Genomic DNA, 17338 nt, shown 5'->3' on the forward strand with positions numbered 1-17338 from the left:
TGGGGGCGGAGGCGGCGTCGCACCCGGTGGCCGAGGAGACGCTGCCGGAGCTGCTGGCCCGGGGGGCCGAGCCGCCGGCCGCCGGTTCGGACGCGGCGGTGGTCGGCGTGGACAGTGGTGTCCTTTCGCGTGCGGAGTTCGACGCGCGGGTGTACCGGTTGGCGCGGGAGCTGATCGCCCGCGGTGCGGGTCCGGAGTGTGTGGTGGCGGTGGCGCTGCCGCGGTCGGTGGACCTGGTGGTGGCGCTGCACGCGGTGGTGTGGGCGGGTGCGGCGTATCTGCCGGTCGAGCTGGATCAGCCGGGCGAGCGGGTGGCGTTCGTGCTGGCCGACGCGCATCCGGCGCTGGTGGTCTGCCGCGCCGAGGACGCCGCCGACCTGCCCGCGGAGCCCGCCGTGCCGCGGCTCGTGCTGGACGACCCCGCCACCGCGGAGCGGGTGGAGAGCCGCGGCGCGGACCCGGTGGCCGGCGCGGAGCGGGCGGTGGGGTTGCGGGGCGGGCATCCGGCCTATGTCATCTACACGTCGGGTTCCACGGGCCGGCCCAAGGGCGTGGTGGTCTCGCACCGGGCGATCGTGAACCGGCTGGTGTGGATGCAGGGCGCCTACGGGCTGGGTGCCGGCGACCGCGTGCTGCTGAAGACGCCGGTGTCCTTCGACGTGTCGGTGTGGGAGCTGTTCTGGCCCTTCGCAGCGGGCGCGGGCCTGGTCGTCGCGGCGCCGGGAGGCCACCGCGACCCCGGCTACCTGGCCGGGCTGATCCGGGACGCGGGCGTGTCGGTGTGCCACTTCGTGCCGTCGATGCTGCGCGTATTCGCCGAGGAACCGGACGCGGCGCGCTGCACGTCGCTGCGCCGCGTGTTCGCCTCCGGCGAGGAACTGGGCGCCGAGGCGGCCCGGCGTTTCCGCACGCTGCTTCCGCGCGCCGCGCTGGCGAACCTGTATGGGCCCACCGAGGCGGCGGTGGACGTGACGGCCTTCGACACCGGCGCCGAAGCCTTCTCCGGGCCGGGGGTGCCGATCGGGCGGCCGGTGTGGAACACCGGGGTCTACGTGCTCGACGCGCGCCTGCGGCCCGTCCCGGCCGGAGTGGAGGGCGAGCTGTACCTGGCGGGGGTCCAACTGGCGCGGGGGTATGCCAACCGGGCGGGGCTGTCGGCGGAGCGGTTTGTGGCCGACCCGTTCGGCGCCCCCGGGTCGCGGATGTACCGCACCGGCGACGTGGTCCGGTGGGACCGCGCGGGCCGGCTCGTCTTCACCGGCCGCTCGGACTTCCAGGTGAAGGTGCGCGGCATGCGCATCGAACTCGGCGAGATCGAGCACGCGCTCACCGGCTTCCCCGAGGTCGGCGGCGCCGTCGTCACCGCGCGGCGCGGCGCGGCGGGCGCCGACCGGCTCGCCGCCTACGTGACGCCCGCCGCCGGAGCGGGAGGCCGATCCGGCGGCCCCGACCCCGCGGCGCTGCTGCGCCGGCTGGCCGCGCGGCTGCCCGAGCACATGGTCCCCGCCGCGGTGACCGTCCTCGACGCCTTCCCGCTCACCGCCAACGGCAAGCTCGACCGCGCCGCCCTGCCCGCGCCCGACCTCGCCGAGCACGCCGGCGCGGGCCGCGGCGCCCGCGACCCGCGCGAGGAGCTGCTGTGCGGCGTCTTCGCCGAGCTGCTGGGGCTGGAGCGCGTCGGCGCCGAGGACGGGTTCTTCGCCCTCGGCGGCGACAGCATCCTCGCCATCCGGCTCGTCGCCCGCGCCCGCGCCCGCGGGCTGGAGCTGACCCCGGCCGACGTGTTCACCGAGCAGACCCCCGAGCGCCTCGCCCTGGCCGCCGCGAGCGCACCCGCCGGGGACGCCGCCGAACAGGAGGGCGGCCGCGACGACGGCACCGGCGACGTCGAGCCGACCCCGGTCATGCACTGGCTGCGCGAGCGCGGGGGACCGGTGGACGGGTTCAGCCAGGCCGCCGCGGTCACCACCCCCGCGGGCGCCGACACCGGCGGCCTGGCCACTGTGCTGCAGGCGGTCCTGGACGCCCACGCCATGCTACGCGCCCGGCTGACCGCCGGCGGCGACGGATGGCTGCTGCGCGCCGCCGAGCCCGGCGCCGTCGCGGCCGCCGACGTGCTGGTGCGCCGCGACGCGGCCGGACTGGACGAGGCGGGACTGGCCCGCGCGGCCGCCGACGCGGCCGCCGAGGCCCAGCGCCGCCTCGACCCGCACGCCGGCGCGATGCTGCGCGCGGTGTGGCTGGACCGCGGCCCCGACCGGGCCGGGCGGCTGGTGCTCGTCGTCCACCACCTCGCCGTCGACGGCGTCTCCTGGCACATCCTGCGCGCCGGCCTCGCCGCCGCGTGGAACGACGCCTCCGCCGGCCGGCCGCCGGTCCTCCCGGCGCCGCAGACCTCCTTCGCCCGCTGGGCGCAGCGGCTGCGCGCCGAGGCCGCCGCCGCGCACCGCACCGCCGAACTGGCCGCCTGGCAGGAGATCACCACCGCCCCGCAGTCGCAGGCGGCCGCGGAGGTCCGGGCGTTCGGCAGGCCCGACCCCGAGCGCGACACCGCCGCGACCCTGCGCCGGTTCACCGTCTCGCTGTCGGCGCCCGACACCGCGGCGCTGCTCACCCGGGTCCCCGCGGCCTTCCACGCCGGGATCGAGGACGTGCTGCTCAGTGCGCTCGCGCTGGCCGCCGCCGAATGGCGCGCCGCGCGCTCCGGCGGCGCGGGCGACGCGGACGCCGTACTGCGCCTCGCCCTTGAGGGCCACGGCCGCGAACAGCAGCTGTTCCCCGGAACCGACGTCTCGGGGACCGTCGGCTGGTTCACCGCCGTCCACCCCGCCCGCCTGGACGTCACCGGCCTCGACCCCGCCGACGCCCGCGCGGGCGGGCCCGCCTCCGGCGACGCGCTCAAGCGGGTCAAGGAGCAGCTGCGCGCCCGCCCCGGCGACGGGGGCATCGGCTACGGCCTGCTGCGCTACCTCAACCCCGGCACCGCCGGGGCGCTGGCCGCCGACCCCGAGCCGCCGCTGCTGTTCAACTACCTGGGCCGCGTCGCGGTCGCCGGAGAGCACGAGCCGTGGGCCGTGGCACCGGAGACCGGCGCGCTTCCGCCCGGCGCCGACCCCGGCATGCCCGTGCGCCACGCGCTGGAGCTCAACGCCCTCACCCGCGACGGCGCCGAGGGGCCCGTGCTGGCGGCCACCTGGGCCTGGCCGGAGCGGCTGCTGGCCGAAGGGGACGTCCGCGACCTCGCCGACGCCTGGTTCGCCCAGCTCAGCGGGACCGTCGCGCACGGCGGGGCGCCGGAGGCGGGCGGGCACACGCCGTCGGACCTGTCCCTGCCGGACCTCGACCAGGACGAGATCGACGAATTCGAAGCAGAGTGGAGGCTCACGTGAGCAACGCTTCCGGCCTGGAGGACATCCTGCCGCTGACGCCGCTCCAGGAAGGGCTGCTGTTCCAGAGCCAGATCGACGCCGAGGGCGCCGACGTCTACAACGTCCAGATCGCCCTGGAGCTGGCGGGAAACCTCGACGCCGAGCGGCTGCACGCCGCCGCCGACGCCCTGCTGGTGCGCCACCCCAACGTGCGGGCGGCGTTCCGGCGCCGCAAGAACGGGCAGCCGGCCGCGCTCGTCGGTACGCGGGTGCCCGCCCGCTGGACGCAGACCGACCTGTCCGGCCTGGACGCCGGCGCGCAGGACACCGAACTGCAGCGCGTCCGCGACGAGGAGCGCCGCACGCGCTTCGACCTCGCCGCCCCGCCGCTCATCCGCTTCGTCCTGGTGCGCCGGGCGCCGGGCGACCACGTCCTCGTGCTCACCCACCACCACATCCTGCTCGACGGCTGGTCGCTGCCGCGGCTGGTGCGCGACCTGTTCCGCCTCTACGCCGCCGACGGCGCGGCACTGCCCCGCGCGGCGCCGTTCCGCGACCACCTGCGATGGCTCGCCCGGCAGGACACCGGTGCGGCGCTCGCGGCCTGGCGCGCGTCCCTGGCCGGCGTGGAGGGCGCCACCCGCGTCGCCGAGGCGTTCGACGCCGGCGGCCCGACCGGCGTGCCGGATGCGGACGGCGGCGGCCCGGCCGAGCCGCGCGGCCTCGTCCGCGACCTGTCCGCCGAGCTCACCGCAGCGGTGCGCGACCTCGCACGGGGCCAGGGCGTCACGCTCAACACCGTGCTCCAGGCGGCGTGGGGGCTGGTGCTGGGGCACCTGCTCGACAGCCGCGACGTCGTCTTCGGCACCGCCGTCTCGGGCCGCCCCCACGAGCTGCCCGGCGCCCAGGAGGCGGTGGGGCTGTTCGTCAACACGGTTCCGGTGCGGGTGCGCCTGGACCCGGCCGAGAGCGCGGCCGCGCTGCTGGACCGGCTGCGCGGCGAGCAGGCCGCCCTGCTCGACCACGCCCACGTCGGCCTCGCCGAGATCCAGCGGGCGGCCGGGGTGCCGGAGCTGTTCGACACCCTGATGGTCGTGGAGAACTACCCGGTGGAGGGCACCGACCCCGCCGAGGACGTCCCCGGGCTGCGGGCCCGCGTGCTGGGCTCCACCGACGCGACGCACTACCCGCTGTCCCTCGCGGTCGTCCCCCCTCCGCCCGGTGCCCAGGCCGCCCGGCTGCGGCTGACCTTCGGCTACCGGCCCGACACCGTCTCCCGGGCCCGGGCCGAACTGGCCGCGGAGTGCCTGGCGAGCGTCCTGCGTGCGATGGCGGCCGCGCCCGGTACGCCGGTGGCGCGGTTGGCGGTCCTCCCGCCCCACCGCGTACCGGCGCCCACCACCGCCCTGGCCGCCCACCGCACGGCGGCCTACGCCGCGATCGGCCGCAGCGGGCGGCCCCGGCGCTCCGGCGCCGCGCCGAGCACGACCGCGACCGCGGGCGCGCAGCCGCCCGAGGGGACGGATGCGCTGCTCGCCCCCTCCGACCACGCCGCCGGGACCGACGGCCCCGGCCCACACGCCCCCGCTGCCCAGGCCGCGGGCGGACCGCCGCCGGCCCCCGCACCCGCCGCCGCCGAAGGCCGGGTGCGGCCCTCGCGGGCCGAGGAGGCGGCCGAGGCCGACGCACTGCGCCCGGCCACCTTCGTTGAACTGCTGCGGCGGCGGGTGGCCGGCTCGCCCGACTCCGTGCTGGTGGAGGACGAGGACACCGTCCTCACCGCCGCCGAGGCCGACGACCGCTCCGACCGCCTCGCGCGGGTGCTGCTGGGCCGCGGCGCCGGGCCGGAGCGCGTGGTCGCGCTGGCCGTGCCCCGGTCGGCGGAGCTGGTCGTGGCGCTGCTTGCGGTGCTCAAGTCCGGATCGGCCTACCTGGCGCTCGACCCGGACTACCCCGACGACCGGCTCGCGCACATGCTCGCCGACTCCCGGCCCGCCTGCGTCGTCGCCACCGCTGAGCTGAGCGCGCGCGTCGCCGGTCTCACCGGCGCCGAACGGGTGGTGGCCGAGAACCCCGCCACCGCCGGCGAGATCGCCGCCGCCCGGCCCGGCGCCATCACCGACGCCGAGCGCGGCGCCCCGGTCCTGCCCGCCACCGCCGCCTACCTCGTCTACACCTCCGGCTCGACGGGTCTGCCCAAGGGCGTCGTCGTCAGCCACGCCGGCGTGGCCAAGCTCGTGGCCACCGCCGCCCGCCGCCTCGGCGCCGGCGCCGACAGCCGCATCGCCCAGCTCGGCTCGCCCAGCTTCGACGTGGCCTTCTGGGAGTTCGTCATGGGCGTGCTCTCCGGCGGTCGGCTCGTGGTGGTGCCGCCCGAGCGGCGCGTCCCCGGGCCGCCGCTGACCGACTACCTGCGCGACCGCGGGGCCACCCACGCCGGCCTGCCGCCCGCGCTGCTGTCGGCGCTGCCCGAGGACGCCGAGCTGCCCGAGGGCATGACGGTCCTCGCCGGCACCGAGGCCGTGCCGGGCGCCCTGGTGCGCCGCTTCGCCGCCGACGGGCGCGCCATGTTCAACTGCTACGGCCCCACCGAGGCCACGGTGAACGCCACGCTGGGGGAGTGCCGGCCGGACGCGGTGGGGGACCGGGTGCCCATCGGCCGCCCCGACCCCGGTGTGCGCGCCTACGTGCTCGACTCCATGCTGCGCCCGGTGCCCGCCGGCGTGCCCGGCGAGCTGTACCTCGGCGGCGCCGGGCTGGCACGCGGCTACCTGGGGCGGCACGGGCTCAGCGCCGCGCGGTTCGTCGCCGACCCATTCGGCGCACCCGGCGCCCGCATGTACCGCACCGGCGACCGGGTCGTGTGGAACGCCGAAGCCGACCTGGAGTTCCTGGGCCGGACCGACGACCAGGTCAAGATCCGCGGCATGCGCGTCGAGCTCGGCGAGGTCGAGTCGGCGCTGGCCGCCCACCCCGACGTCGCCGGCAGCGCCGCCGCCGTGCACCGCGACGGGGCGGGGTCCGCGGTCCTGGCCGCCTACGCCGTTCCGCGGGCGGGCCGGGTGCTGGACGCGCGGGCGCTGCGCGACCACCTCGCCGCCGCACTGCCCACCGCGATGCTGCCCGCCGCGGTGGTCCCGCTGGAGGCGATGCCCGTCCTGCCCAACGGCAAGACCGACCGCGCCGCCCTGCCCGCACCCGACCTGACCGCCGCGGCCGGCGGGCGCCCGCCGCGCAACCAGGTCGAGGAGCTGCTGTGCGGCCTCTTCCGGGAGGTCCTGGAGGTCGGCGAAGCCGGCGTCGACGACGACTTCTTCGCGCTGGGCGGCCACTCGCTGCTGGCGACCCGGCTGGTCACCCGCATCCGCGCGGTGCTGGGCCGCGACGTCGCGCTGCGCACGGTGTTCGACGCGCCCACGGTGGCCCGGCTCGCCGAACGGCTGCGCCCCGCCGGCGGGCGCCCGCCGCTGCGGCCCGCCGAGCGGCCCGAGCGCCCCCCGCTGTCCCACGCCCAGCAGCGGATGTGGTTCCTCTACCGGCTCGACGGCCCGCGCCCCACCTACAACATCCCCTTCTGCGCGCGGCTGCGCGGCCCGTTGGACCGCGCGGCGCTCGCCGAGGCGCTGGCCGACGCCACCGCGCGCCACGAGAGCCTGCGCACCGTCTTCCCCGACGAGGACGGCGTTCCCTACCAGCACATCCTGGATCCGGAGCGGGCCCGGCCCGAGCTGCCGCTCACCGAGGCCGGCGAGGACGAGCTGCCCGGTCTGCTCGCCGAGGCCGCCGCCTACGGCTTCCGCCTGGACGCCGAGCCGCCGCTGCGCGCCCGCCTCTTCCGCACCGGCGAGGACGAGCACGTGCTGCTCCTGCTGCTGCACCACATCGCCGGCGACGGCTGGTCGGCGCGCCCGCTGCTGCGCGACATCGGGACCGCCTACACCGCGCGCAGCGGCGGCCGTGCGCCCGGCTGGGCGCCGCTGCCCGTGCAGTACGCCGACTACGGCCTGCACCAGCGCGCCGTGCTGGGCGCCGAGGACGACCCCGCAAGCGCCGTCCACGCGCAGGCGGCGTACTGGCGCCAGGCGCTGCGCGGGCTGCCCGAGGAGCTGTCCCTGCCCACCGACCGGCCCCGCCCGGCCGCCTCCAGCGGGCGCGGCGCCGCCGTCGAGCTGGAGCTGCCGGCCGAGCTGAGCGCCCGGCTGCGCGCACTGGCCCGCAGTCACGACACCAGCGTGTTCATGGTGCTGCAGGCCGCGCTGGCCGCGCTGCTGACGCGGCTGGGGGCCGGCACCGACATCCCCATCGGCTCGCCGGTGGCCGGGCGCGACGACGCCGTGCTCGACGACCTCGTCGGGTTCTTCGTCAACACGCTGGTGCTGCGCACCGACACCTCCGGCGACCCCGCCTTCACGGACCTGCTGGCGCGGGTGCGCGAGGCCAACCTGGCCGCCTACGAGAACTCCGACATCCCCTTCGAGCACCTGGTGGAGATCGTCAACCCCGCGCGGTCGATGAGCCGCCACCCCCTGTTCCAGGTCATGCTGGCCTACCAGAGCGGCGCCGGGCCCAGGCTGACCATGGCGGGCCTGCGGGCCGAGCGCGAGCCGGTGGCCGCCCCCGGCGGCAAGTTCGACCTGGCCTTCGAGTTCCGCGACCCCGGCGAAGGCGGAGGCGCCGACGGCGCCGACGGGGCGATGTGCTGCGTGGTCGACTACAGCACGGACCTGTTCGACGCGCCGACCGTGCGCAACGTCGCGCTGCGCCTGGAGCGGCTGCTCGCGGCCGCCGCGGACGACCCCGCCGCCCCCGTGGGGCGCCTGGACCTGCTCAACGCCGAGGAGACCGCCCGGATCACCCGCGACGCCGAAGGACCGCGCCTGCCCGTGACCGCCCCGGCGACCCTTCCCGCGCTGTTCGAGGCCGCGGCCGCAGGCGGCCCCGACCACCCCGCCCTGGTCGGCGGGGGCGAGAGCCTGAGCTTCGCCGAGCTGAACCGGCGGGCCAACCGGCTCGCACACGAGTTGGCCGTCCGCGGCGCCGGGCCGGAGTCGGTCGTGGCGCTGCTGCTGCCGCGCTCGCCCGAGACGCTGGTCGCGATCCTGGCCGTGCTCAAGTCCGGCGCCGCCTACCTGCCGGTCGACCCCGCCTACCCCGACGAGCGCGTCGCCCACATGCTGGCCGACGCCGCCCCGCTGATCACCGCCACCGCACCGGAGCTGGCGGAGCGGGCCGCCGCGCTGGGCGCCCGCGGAATCCTCGCCCTGACGCCCGAAACCGCGGCCGAGCGGCCGGACACCGACCCCGCCGACACCGACCGCACAGCGCCGCTGCACCCCGACCACCCCGCCTACGTCATCTACACCTCCGGCTCCACCGGCAGACCCAAGGGCGTGGCGGTCACCCACCGCAGCCTCGCCAACCTGTTCCGCAGCCACCGCGAGACGCTGCACCGGCCCACCCGGCGCCGCGCCGGACGCGACCGGCTGCGCGTCGGCCACGCGTGGTCGTTCTCCTTCGACGCCGCGTGGCAGCCGCAGCTGTGGCTGCTGGACGGCCACGCCGTGCACGTCGTCACCGAGGACGCCATGCACGACCCGGCGCTGCTGGTGGAGCGTATCCGCACCGAGCGCTTCGACTTCATCGAGGTGACGCCCTCCCACCTGCTCCAGCTGATCCGCGCCGGGCTGAGCGAGCCGGGCACGCACACCCCCACGACGCTGGGCGTGGGCGGCGAGGCGGTGCCGGCGTCGCTGTGGCGGCGGCTGCGCGAGCTGGAGGAGCAGGGCACCGCCACCTACAACCTCTACGGCCCCACCGAGACCACGGTCGACGCCCTCGCGGCGCGGGCGGGCGAGCACGAGCGCCCGGTCATCGGCCGCCCCACCGCCAACACCGCCGCCCATGTGCTCGACGAGCGGCTGCGCCCGGTGCCCCCGGGCGTGGTCGGCGAGCTGTACCTGGGCGGTGCCGGGCTCGCGCGCGGGTACCTGCGGCGCGGCGGGCTGACCGCCGACCGGTTCGTCGCCGACCCGTTCGGCGGGCCCGGCGCGCGCATGTACCGCACCGGCGACCTGGTGCGGCGCATGCCCGACGGGTCGGTGGACTACGTCGGCCGCGCCGACGACCAGGTCAAGGTGCGCGGGTTCCGCGTCGAGCCGGGCGAGATCGCCGCCGCCCTGAGCGAGCACCCCGCCGTCGACCAGGCGGTCGTCGACACCTGGGAGGTCTCGCCGGGCGACCGGCGCCTGGCCGCCTATGTCATCCCCGCACCCGCGAAGCGGGAAGGCTCCGGCGCGCCGCAGCCGCCCGCGGCGCCGCACGCAACGGGTCTGCCCGACACCGCCGAGCTGCGCGCCCACCTCGCAGGGCGGCTGCCCGACTACATGGTGCCCGCGGCGTTCCTGCCGCTGGAGTCGCTGCCGCTGACCGCGCACGGCAAGCTCGACCGCACGGCGCTCCCGGCGCCCGACCCGGCCGAGTTGGCGCCGGCGCCCGGGCGCGAGCCGCGCGACGCGGCCGAAGCGGTGCTGTGCGAGGTGTTCGCCGAGGTGCTGGGCGCGCACCGGGTCGGCGCGGACGACGACTTCTTCGACCTGGGCGGCCACTCGATGCTGCTGGTGCGGCTGCGCTCGCGCATCGAGGCCGAGACCGGCACCCGCGCGGCGATCGCCGACCTGTTCGCCAACCCCTCGCCGGCCGCCGTCGCCGCGCACCTGGCCTCACTCGGCGCCCGCTCCGCCGGCCCCGGCGCGCGGACCGGGCCCCGACCGGCGCGGGAGGCGCCCGGCGAGCCGCGCGTCGCCGTGCTGCGCGCGGGCGGCGGACGGCCGCCGCTGTTCTGCATCCACCCCGCGAGCGGGTTCAGCCTGCCCTTCGTCGGGCTGCGCCGCCACCTGGGCGCCGAGGTGCCCATCCTTGGCCTGGAGGCGCCCGCACCGGGTGCGCAGGCGCCGGGTACCGTCGCCGGGCTCGCACGCGCCTACGCGGCGCGCATCCGCCGCGAGTCGCCCGACGGCCCCTACCGGCTCGCCGGGTGGTCCTTCGGCGGCACGCTGGCCCAGGCCGTGGCCGCCGAGCTGGCCGGGGCGGGCGCGGACGTCGAACTGCTCGCGCTGCTCGACGCCTACCCGGCGCCCTGGCACGCGCGGCGGCACTTTGCCGGCGCCTCCGGCGCATCCGCCCATGACACCTGCGCCGAGCGGGGGCGGGGTGGGGGTGCTGGGGAGGTCGCCGTCGAGGACCCGTGCGCCGAGCGGGGGCGGGGTGTGGGTGTTGGGGAGGTCGCCGTCGAGGACCCGTGCGCCGAGCGGGGGCGGGGTGGGGGCGCTGGGGAGGTCGCCGTCGAGATGGGCGCCGAACGCGGCGACCCCGGCATGGCCGAGGCCAACCGGCGCTGGGCCGCCCGCCTGCTGGAGGCCTCCGCCGGTGAGGAGCCCCGCCGCCACCCCGGCGGCGCACTCTGCTTCACGGCCAAGGACGCCCCCGACGGCGCCGCACGCGCCTGGGAGCCCCACATCGGCGGCGGGATCGAGCACCACGAGGTCCCCGCATCCCACGACGACCTGCTGTCCGCCGAAGGGCTGGCCGTGATCGGCCCCGCTCTCGCCGCCCGCCTCGCCGCGTCCGCGGACCCGGAGGGGTGAGCGCCGGTCCGGCCCGCGCCGCGGCCACCCGGCCGTGGCACCGCCGCACCTGGCTACTAAGGTAAGGCTCGCCTTCTGATGATCTCTGGAGTGTCCATGAACCGATACCGCGCCTCGATCCCCCGATGGGGCATCGGTCTGGTCGCCGCGGCCGCGCTCGTGCTGAGCGGCTGCACGGGCGGCACCGCCGGCGACGCGGGCGGCTCCCAGTCCGAATCCGGTGCCACCCGCGCATTCGACAGCGACCACGCGCAGGAGCCGGTGGAGATCCCCCGGGACCCCCGGCGCATCGTCGCCGTCGGCTGGTCCGTCACGGCTTTGATCTCGGTGGAGGAGGCGAACCTGGTCGGCGTCTCCAGCGGCACCCACGACACCGGCATGACCCCCGAGGAGCTGAAGAAGGCGCAGGGCCTCCCGCAGGTCGGCCGCGACCTGGAGATCAACGTCGAGAAGGTCGCCGAGCTGGAGCCCGACCTCATCGTCTCCGGGCTGCCCGCCGCGATGGAGTTCGACTACTCCGAGCTGGAGCAGGTGGCCCCGGTCGCCGTCGCGGCGATGAACATCCCCTCGGAGTGGAAGGAGATGAACCGCCGCATCGCCGACGCCGCCGGCGTGTCCGACGCCCACTCCGCGCTCATCGACACCTACGACTCCCGCGCCGCCGAGCTGCAGGAGGAGTACGCCGACGTCCTCGCCGACACCGTGTTCGTCTCCATCGACGCCTACGGCGACGGCAACTGGACCCTGGAGCACCAGGGCTCCCACGGCACCACGGTCCCCGCCGACGCGGGCCTGCGGTTCACGCCGGAGTTGGCGGACGGCGGCTTCAGCGAGTCCCTGCCGCTGGAGAGGCTGGACCGGCTCGACGAGTACGACGCCGTCCTCACCCGCGCCGACGCCGAGGGCGAACCCACCGAGCCCGTCCAGGAGGTCATGGACCAGGGGGTGTGGCAGGACCTCGATCCGGTGCGGGCCGACCGCGTCTACCCCGTCCCGCAGTTGGGCGCGATGAGCTACACGACCGGTCTGGAGCTCTTCGACCAACTGGAGGAGCGCGTCCTGCAGGACCTGTGACAGCCCGCGGCGCGCCCGGAGGAGAGCAGGGCGGCGGCGCGCGCCCGGCGGCGCGGTCCGCGCGGCCGCGCCCCGGGCGGAGCCCGCCGAACGCCCGAGCCCGACCGGCCCCGCACAGCAGCACACCGCCCCCTGCGAACGGGGCGGCACCGGAGGTGACGCACGTGTCCGCGCCCGAACCGACCGACCTCGAGCAGGTGGCCGGCGCAGTCCACCGCCCCTCGCCCCGCGAGATCCCGGTCGGCGAGGCGGTGCTGGCGGCCGGCCCGCCGCCGGTCCCCGTGCTCGCGCCGCCCTACTCCGCCCGGCCGGCGCAGCCGCACGGCACCGACCTGGACCGCGTGCACGCCTGGATGAACCTGCCGCACGTGGCCCCGTTCTACGACCAGGCCTGGAGCCGGGGGAGGTGGGCCGAGGAGCTGGCCGCGCAGCGCGCCGGCACCTTCTCGCGGCCGTTCGTCGTCAGCCGCGACGGAGCCGACCTGGCCTACGTCGAGCTGTACCGGGCCGCCCGCGACGTCGTCGCCCGCCACTACGACGCCGAGCCGCACGACATCGGCTTCCACATCGCCATCGGCGACCCGGGCCGGACCGGGCGCGGGGTCGGCAAGGAGATCCTCGACGCCTTCGCCGCCGCCGTCTTCGCCGCCGATCCGGACTGCCGCCGCATCCTGATGGAGCCCGACGCCGCCAACGCCGCGGCCCGCCGGGCGGCGGCCAAGGCCGGGCTGGCCTTCCTCGCCGAGGCCGACCTGCCGCACAAGCGGGCGGCGCTGTACGTCCGGGCGCGGGAGTGACGGGGGCCGCGTACTCCACGCAGGAGGTCCCCGGGCGCGCGCGGACCGGCGGCTCCGCCCCGCCGGGGCACGGGCGCGGCGAGTGCGCCGGGTGGCGTCCCGGGAGCGGCCCCGCCGACCGGCGCCCGCCGGCCCGCCCCGGGCCGTCGCCTCCGCCCGGGCGGCCGAGGCCGGCGCAGGGTAAGGGAAGGGGGTCGGCGTGGCCGCGAGGCCGGTTCTTGCGGGCCTGGTCATCGATCTGAGCCCGCTGCGCAGCGGCCGAGGGTTTCGGATCGTCTTCGCGGTCCGGCTCATCTCGCTCTTCGGCGGCGGGTTCCGGCTGGTGGCGCTGCCGATGCAGGTCTACGCCATGACCGGATCCTCGGTGCTGGTGGCCAGTGTCACCGTCGTCAACGGCGTGGCCGGCTTCGGCGGCACGGTCCTCGGCGGGCTGCTGGCCGACAGGCTGGACCGGCGGCGGCTCATGCAGGCCAGCCTGGCGGTGGAGACGCTGGTCGTCGGCGTGTTCGCGGTCAACACCCACCTTCCGGGCGGGCCGCTGCTGGGCGTGATCTATCTGTGCGCCGCGGTCAACGGCGTCATCGGCACCATGGGCCTGATCGCCCAGCAGTCCATGGTCCCCGCGCTGGTGGATCCTGACCGCTTGCCCGCCGCCGGCGCCCTGCTCGCGGTGACGGCCCAACTGGGCGCGGTGGCCGCGCCCGCGCTGGGCGGTGCGCTGATCTCGCTCGGCGGTGTCGGCTCCGGCTACCTCGCCACCTGCGCGATCGCCGCCGTAGCCACGGCGGCGGTGTGGTTCGTCCCGCCCACGCCCGCCGACACCGCGGCCGGCGGCGTGCCCGCGCTGCGCGCGGTCGCCGACGGGCTGGCGTTCGTCGCCCGCCACCCGGTGGTGCGGCCGCTGCTGCTCCTCGGGTTCACCCAGGTGCTGTTCACCATGCCCACGGTGCTGATCCCCGAGTTCACCGACCGCGTGCTCGGCGGCGACGCGGCCCTGGCCGGGCTGCTCTACACGGCCCCGGCCGCCGGGGCGCTGCTGGCGTCGCTGACCAGCGGCTGGACCGGAAGCGTCCGCCGCACGGGCGCGATCGTGCCCGCGGCGGTGGCGCTGTGCGGGGTCTCGGTGGTGCTGCTGGGCCTCGGCCGCACGGCGGTCGCGGCGCTGGCCGCGCTGGTCCTGCTGGGGTGCTGCCAGGCGGTCGAGGAGATCCTGCGCTACTCGCTGATCCAGGCGCACACGCCCGACGCCCTGCGGGGCCGGGTCAACAGCGCCTGGCTGGCCCAGGCGACGGTCGGCGGGTCGCTGGGTGCGTCGCTGATGGGCGGGCTCGCCGCGGTCCTGGGAACGGCGACGGCGCTGGTGGCGGCCGGCGCGCTGGGGGCGGCACTGGTCGGCGCGATCGCCTTGACGGCGCCCGGCCTGCTGGCCACCCGGGGCGTCGCTCCGGCCTTCCACGACGACACACCGTATTGATAAGGTAAGCCTCGCCTAAAACGGAAGGAATCGCAGCATGAGCAACCCGTTCGACGACCCCGAGGGCCGCTTCCTGGTGCTGGTCAACGACGAGGACCAGCACTCGCTGTGGCCGGAGTTCGCCGAGGTGCCCGACGGCTGGCGCCGGGTGCACGGGCCCGTGGACCGCGAGGCGGCACTGGCCTACGTCGAGGAGAACTGGACCGACCTGCGCCCGCGCAGCCTGCGCGTGGCGATGGGCGAGGCGTGAGCCCACGGCCCCGGGGTCCTGAACCGCCGGCTCCGCACCCTTCGGCGGCGTGCGCCGTCCCCGGCCTCCGGCGGTTCGGCAGGCGTGCGCCGCTCGCCGGGGAGCCCGCCGCGGGCCGCCCGAGTCGGCGAGGCCCGGCGGCCGGGGCCGCGGGGCGCGACTCGCCCGGTGGGGGCGCTTCGCGCACCCGCGCCCCTGCGCCGCGCCCCCGGAAACGGGCGGCTCAGCGCGGTACCGGAAGGCATCCGCGCCGCGCGGCGCGGATGCCCCCTGGACCGCCGGAGCCGAGCGCATGCGCAGGCGGCGCCCACCGGCGGGCCGTCCGGGTGCGGCCGCCGTCTCCCGCAAAGGCGCGGCCGTGAAACTGCGCGACGCACTCATCGACCTCACACCGCTGCGCGTCAGCCGCGAGTTCCGGGTGGTGTTCACCGCGCGGCTCATCTCCGTCTTCGGCCTCGGCTTCGCACTGGTCGCGCTGCCGATGCAGGTCTACTCGGCCACCGGATCCTCGGTCCTGGTCGCCGTGGTCAGCGCCGTCAACGGGACCTCGGTCTTCGGCGGCACGCTGGTCGGGGGAGTGCTGGCCGACCGGTTCCCCCGCCGCCGGCTGATCGTCGCCGGTCGCGCGTCCGCCACGATGGCCTTCACGGGGCTCGCGCTGAACGCGCTGTGGGCGCCAGAGGGCGGCGAGGCGGGCTTCGCGGTGATCTGCGTCTGCGCGGCGCTGAACGGCTTCGTGGGCACCTTCAGCACGGTGGCGCTGCAGGCGGCCGTGCCCGGGCTGCTCCCGCGCAACCGGCTGCCCGCCGCCGGTGCGCTGCTGGCGCTGACGGGCCAACTCGGGTCCATCGCCGCGCCCGCCCTGAGCGGGGCGGTCATCGCGCTCTGGGGCTACCCCGCGGTCTTCGCCATCACCGCCGCCGTCTGCGCGGCGACCACGGTGCTGGTGCTGCGCCTGCCGCCGCTGGCGCCGACCGGTGCGGGAGACGGCGAGCGGGCCCGGGGCATGGCGGCCGCCGCGGTCGACGGGATGCGTTTCGCCGTCCGGCACCGCACGGTCGGACCGCTGCTGGTGCTCGGGTTCGTCCAACTGCTGCTCGCCACGCCCTATGTGCTCATCCCGGAGTTCACCGACACCGTGCTGCACGCGGGTGAGACCGCCGCCGGGTTCCTCTACTCCGCCTCCGCCGTCGGCGCGGTCCTGGCCTCCCTCACGAGCGGATGGACGCGCACCGTCCGGCGCAGCGGCGCGGTGCTGCTGGCCGCGGTGGCGGTCTGCGGCCTGGCCTCGGCCGGCTTCGGCGCGTCGGGCCAGCTTGCGCTCGCGGTGGCGGCGCTGGCGGTGCTCGGGTTCGCCGAGATCGTCGAGGAGATCCTGCGCTTCGCCCTGCTCCAGTCGCACACCCCCGATGCGCTGCGCGGCCGGGTCAACAGCGTCTGGACCGCGCAGAACACCGTGGGCGGAGCGCTGGGCGCGCTCGCGCTGGGGTCGCTGGCGCCGCTGATCGGCGCCGGCGCGGCCATCGTGACCGGCGGCGCGGTGACCGCGGTCCTCGTGGCGGTGCTGGCAGCGGCCGCCCCCGGGCTGCGCCGGGCCGTCAACGCGGGCGGCGGGAGCGGGGGAGAGGACCCGCACGCGGGCCCGCGCCCGTCCGCGCTGTCCTCCTCCGGCTCGGGCGCAGACGCACCCGCTCGCGGCGCCCCGGAGGAGCGGGGGATGCGAAGTTAGCCAAGGCAAAGCTAAGGTTCGCACGAGTCCGGTCCGCCCACCCGCAGCGGGCATGCCGCCGAGTGCGGCCGGCCCGCGACGACAACAGGAGTGATGTGCCATGACCACCGTCCGCGACCCGCGAGTGGAGTTCTATCCCCTGCGCTCCCGGATGCTGGAGGTGCGCACGGTCGAGCGCGTCACCCCCGCGATGGTCCGCGTCGTCCTCACCGGCTCCGACCTCGACGGGTTCCGCAGCGACAACTTCACCGACCACGTGAAGCTGTTCTTCCCCGATGAGCGGACCGGCGAGCTGCACCTGCCGCGGTTCGACGACGGCGGCCGGTGGAACATGCGGGCGCCCGAGCTGGTCTACCGCGACTACACGGTCCGCCGGTTCGACGCCGGCGCAGCCGAGCTGACAGTCGACCTCGTCGCCCACGACCACGGGCCGGGCGGCCGCTGGGCGGCGCGCGCCCGCCCCGGCGACCGGCTCGGCGTCCTCGGCCCGCGCGGCACCCACCACATGGACTACGGCTTCGACTACTACCTCATCGGCGCCGACGAGACGGCCCTGCCCGCGGCCGCCCGCTGGCTGGAGCAGGAGCTTCCGCGCGACGCGCGCGTGCTGGCGTTCCTGGAGGTGGCCGACGCGGGCGAGGAGCAGGACCTGGACGTCCCCGCCGGCGCTGTGGTGGCCTGGCTGCACCGCGACGGCGCGGCCCCCGGCAGCACCGACCTGCTGGAGCGCGCCATCCGCGGCGCCGACCTGCCCGACGGCCGCGGGTTCGCCTGGTGCGCGGGCGAGGCCACCACCCTCAAGCCGATCCGCCGGTACCTCAGGGAGGCCGGATTCGAGCGCGGCAGGAGCCTCGACGTCGACGGCTACTGGCGGCGCGGTACCAGCAACCACGACCACCACGAGGACGGGAACTAGCTCTTCGCCGACCCGCCGGCGCGTCGTCAGACCGGCCCGCGGTCGCGCGCGGCGCGCGGCGGAGCCGGCGCAGTGGCGGCCGGCAGG

General features: G+C 77.2%; 8 protein-coding genes. All 8 read left to right on the forward strand.

Annotated features, from left to right (window positions below):
• Positions 1-3389 (forward strand): amino acid adenylation domain-containing protein (locus ABEA15_RS23450; protein ID WP_345559099.1); only part of this gene is annotated, 3389 nt, incomplete at its 5' end.
• Positions 3386-11011, forward strand: coding sequence for an amino acid adenylation domain-containing protein (locus tag ABEA15_RS23455; protein WP_345559101.1), 7626 nt, complete (start codon positions 3386-3388; stop codon positions 11009-11011). The genes ABEA15_RS23450 and ABEA15_RS23455, both read left to right, overlap by 4 nt.
• Before the next feature lie 96 nt (positions 11012-11107).
• Positions 11108-12085 carry an ABC transporter substrate-binding protein gene (locus ABEA15_RS23460; RefSeq protein ID WP_345559103.1) on the forward strand — a complete coding sequence of 326 codons (978 nt, stop codon included), beginning with the start codon at positions 11108-11110 and terminating at the stop codon, positions 12083-12085.
• Between the two features lie 164 nt (positions 12086-12249).
• Positions 12250-12882: a GNAT family N-acetyltransferase gene (locus ABEA15_RS23465; RefSeq protein ID WP_345559105.1), complete on the forward strand. Its 633-nt coding sequence runs from the start codon at positions 12250-12252 to the stop codon at positions 12880-12882.
• Between the two features lie 199 nt (positions 12883-13081).
• Entirely contained in the window at positions 13082-14356 is a 1275-nt protein-coding gene (gene entS / locus ABEA15_RS23470; RefSeq protein WP_345559107.1) for an enterobactin transporter EntS, read from the forward strand.
• 37 nt (positions 14357-14393) lie between these two features.
• Complete coding sequence (locus ABEA15_RS23475) at positions 14394-14606, forward strand: MbtH family protein (protein ID WP_344143632.1); 213 nt, start codon at positions 14394-14396, stop codon at positions 14604-14606.
• A 358-nt stretch (positions 14607-14964) separates the two neighbouring features.
• On the forward strand, positions 14965-16335 hold the full coding sequence (gene entS, locus ABEA15_RS23480; protein WP_345559109.1) for an enterobactin transporter EntS: 1371 nt from the start codon (positions 14965-14967) through the stop codon (positions 16333-16335).
• A gap of 100 nt (positions 16336-16435) precedes the next feature.
• Positions 16436-17251 carry a siderophore-interacting protein gene (locus ABEA15_RS23485; RefSeq protein ID WP_345559111.1) on the forward strand — a complete coding sequence of 272 codons (816 nt, stop codon included), beginning with the start codon at positions 16436-16438 and terminating at the stop codon, positions 17249-17251.
• Positions 17252-17338 lie beyond the last annotated feature (87 nt).

Origin of the sequence: Streptomonospora halophila, assembly GCF_039542725.1 — a bacterium.
Taxonomy (GTDB): Bacteria; Actinomycetota; Actinomycetes; order Streptosporangiales; family Streptosporangiaceae; genus Streptomonospora; species Streptomonospora halophila.

What these genes read in the sequence shown, in the direction of transcription:
- ABEA15_RS23460 (WP_345559103.1), top strand. Translation starts at nt 11,108, where the DNA reads ATGAACCGATACCGCGCCTCGATCCCCCGATGGGGCATCGGTCTGGTC.
- ABEA15_RS23475 (WP_344143632.1), top strand. Translation starts at nt 14,394, where the DNA reads ATGAGCAACCCGTTCGACGACCCCGAGGGCCGCTTCCTGGTGCTGGTC.
- ABEA15_RS23485 (WP_345559111.1), top strand. Translation starts at nt 16,436, where the DNA reads ATGACCACCGTCCGCGACCCGCGAGTGGAGTTCTATCCCCTGCGCTCC.